Annotated in this window: 3 protein-coding genes and 1 pseudogene; all 4 read left to right on the top strand. The window is 62.5% G+C overall.

Translation table 11 applies throughout. The features are described from left to right. The first annotated feature begins 688 nt into the window (after nt 1-688). On the top strand, nt 689-1,171 hold the full coding sequence (locus ABT186_RS47450) for a DNA/RNA non-specific endonuclease (protein WP_351930643.1): 483 nt from the start codon (nt 689-691) through the stop codon (nt 1,169-1,171). A gap of 61 nt (nt 1,172-1,232) precedes the next feature. Next, nucleotides 1,233-1,697 carry an SMI1/KNR4 family protein gene (locus ABT186_RS47445; RefSeq protein WP_351930641.1) on the top strand — a complete coding sequence of 155 codons (465 nt, stop codon included), beginning with the start codon at nt 1,233-1,235 and terminating at the stop codon, nt 1,695-1,697. A 258-nt stretch (nt 1,698-1,955) separates the two neighbouring features. Beyond that, nucleotides 1,956-2,216 (top strand): annotated as a pseudogene (locus ABT186_RS47440) (transposase); the annotation flags it as partial. 10 nt (nt 2,217-2,226) lie between these two features. After that, the gene (locus ABT186_RS47435) at nt 2,227-2,766 is read left to right on the top strand and encodes a hypothetical protein (RefSeq protein WP_351930639.1); all 540 of its coding nucleotides are present in this window, start codon (nt 2,227-2,229) and stop codon (nt 2,764-2,766) included. The last annotated feature ends 108 nt before the right edge of the window (nt 2,767-2,874 follow it).

Raw genomic sequence — 2,874 nt, 5'->3', positions numbered from 1 at the left:
CCACACGCCGCAACGACGCGCACAGAAAAGCCGATCACGGCCACTGTCAACCATCAGCTGGGACCGAAGTGTCAAGCATCTCCCGGGACCGGACAGACGCAGGTCAGGGCTGTGCGTTCAGATTTTCTCTACGAGGTTCAAGGCGGCGCCCGCCCGTCTGAGGTGGCCGAACATCGCCGACTGACCCACCGTCGGGCGAGCAGCCGAGGCCCGCGCGGGGTGCTGGCAGACGGCCGGATCCAGGCGCGAGCGGGGCTCAACCTGGCACGGCTGAGAGCAGGTTGTGGGCGTGGAGCCCTCGCGCGTCGCACAGCAAGTTGTCGCCTACGACCGTCCTACGGCCGGATCGCAGGCAAGGGCCGACCAGGGGGCCGACCCTCACGTCCGTCGCCGGGCTCACCGAGGGCGGTGGCTGGCGTCGCCTCCGGCGGGGAGCACCGCTCCCGGCCCGGCTCCCGCGCTGCCAGACTGGCCGAGCCCGCCGCACGCTGGCCGAGGGCTTACTCGGCGGCCGACCGCCGAGCCGCCGAGGGCCGACGGTGCTGATTGGTCAAGACGCTTGACGGCAGTAGTGACGGCAACAACCACGAACAACCCCGGCCGAACCCGCACCTCGGCGGACCGCCGAATACCGCTCTACCTGCGAAAACGCAGGTAGAGAGGGGTTGCGTAGCACACGTACTATGTCGTGGCCGGATCAACGCCGATCTTGGTCCATAACACGAAGGGCTGCGAAGCTGATCCGACGTGGGGCGGGAGCGTACAATTTGCGGGGCCGGACGCTTTGGGGCGCCCTCAGGGCGTGTCCGCTGCCATCAGTCGCCCAATGATTGGGGAGGGCACGCCAGCAGACGCCGACATTCGTCCGCCCGGATTTACCGGAGGACGTCCGATTGGAGATCAGGCGCGTGGTCACTTGCTCGGAAGGCAGCTCGGCGGCTCTGGTGATATTCCAGAGAATTTGGTAACACTTCTTCAGAATCCTGTGAATACTCCCATTATGAGCGGCTTTGAAAGGCAAGTGCGGCTAGCGGTAGAAGGCGGGCAGTTTGTCCAATACTCGGTGACTCCCATATATGAAGGAAGTAATCTAGTCCCCCGAGCCGTGACCCTTTCGGCGTATGGCAGTGGAGACTTCAGTCTAAATGTTTCAATTTTGAATGGGAGGTAGCGTGAGCATCAATGAACTAGTGTCTGTCGCGGCGCCTCCCTCGGATGTCCAGACTGGTGACGTGGACTGGCAGTCTGTCGAGCACCTGATTGGCTGTGCTTTGCCCGCCGACTACAAGGAGACGGTCCGGCGATACGGTCCCGGCTGCTTCTCGCAGTTTATTCACATCTATCAGCCGTCGAGCGATCTGCAAGCCATCGATCTCCCTACGCAAATTGGCGAGTCGCTGTGGGCGCTCAGGTATCTGAGGGACGCTGGTGAGCCAATTCCGTATCGTCTCGATGAGCCAGCGGAAGTGCTCGCTTTCGGCAGAACAGATAACGGGGATATCCTCTTTTGGAGGCGCGCAGAAATCGACGCTCCCGAGAAATGGACCGTTCTCGTGAAGGAGCCTCGCGGTGAGGAATGGTTCGAATTCCCTGGCGATATGTCAGGATTTTTGGCGGGCGTTCTGGATCGCAGAATTTCCGTGCCTATATTCCCGCGACGATTCCCTTCGGTGGCGCCGATCTTTGAGCCCTATTAGAGAAGTTCTTTAGAATCGCGTCAGTGGCCCCACCGGATGCATTTCCGGTGGGGCCACTGAGGTCTTCTCAAGGGCAAGTACAAGGGCGGCTTGATCTCTCACTCCGAGTCACGCGCCACCCGAGTTGCCGGAGTGCCGCATGTGTACTGGAAGGGCGGGGATGATCCCCTTCTCGGCCGGTCGCCGGCCATCACAGGAGACATGTATCTCATCGAGGGCATACTGCCGCCGTGCGACTGGTGCCAGGCCCAGATGGAAGACAAGGGCTATGACTACGACCACCTGCGGAAATGGCTGCGGAAACGCGGCATCGTCCCGCGAATCGCGCGGCGCGGGGTCGAGAGCTCAGCCCGCCTCGGCCGTCATCGTTGGGTGGTCGAGCGGACCATGTCGTGGCTGTCCGGGTGCCGCCGGCTCCATCGGCGCTACGAGCGGAAGCCCGAACACTTCCTTGGCTTCACTGCGATCGCGGTCATGCTCATCTGCCTCCGACGTCTGGGTGTCAGCGCCGGCCGGTAGCGTCTGCCAGGTGACCGACGAAACCGTCATCTGGAACCGGCTCGCCGCCTTGTTGCCGGAGACCGAAGCCCAGGAAGTCAAAGACTGCTGGAACATCGGAGAGCAGGAGGCGGGACTTGGCCTGCTCGTCTCCGGCATCCTCGGCCACCAGGTGCTGATCAGCGAGACAGACAGGGCCCAGATCTCCGTACTCGCAGAGACCTGGGGCGAGCGGGAGGCCCTCACACCCCAGATCCTTCAGTGCCGTGTTGAAGGCACACCGGGCCCCATGAAGCTGATCGAAGGCGACGGAAACACCGTCCCCGAGGCAATAGGTGAGGCCGAACAGGACCTGGCCAGTCTCGTCCTCGTCCCCTGGATCACCTGCACGAGATGCGGCCACGTCCTGATGCGCGCCCATTCCCGAGAAAGCTGGGGAGATCTCTCCTACCTGGCGCGGCACTACGTCATCACGACGCCGAACCGGGCCACCGTCCTGCAACTGTTCGCTGCCGACTCCGCCGACGCGGCCTTCGTTTCCCTCCAGCGCGCGTGTTCAGACGCACCATAAGAAACAACGTCTTAGAGGTCGTTTTCACCTTAGTTGCCCTTGTATCGCCTATATTGCGAGCCGTAGAGATTCGATGTCGGTGAGGCTGTCGGTGCGATGGAGTCCTGA

The organism is Streptomyces sp. NPDC001634 (assembly GCF_040298185.1).
GTDB lineage: Bacteria > Actinomycetota > Actinomycetes > Streptomycetales > Streptomycetaceae > Streptomyces.
Note: the sequence above shows the minus strand (reverse complement) of the source record. Positions and strands in the feature narration are given on the sequence as shown.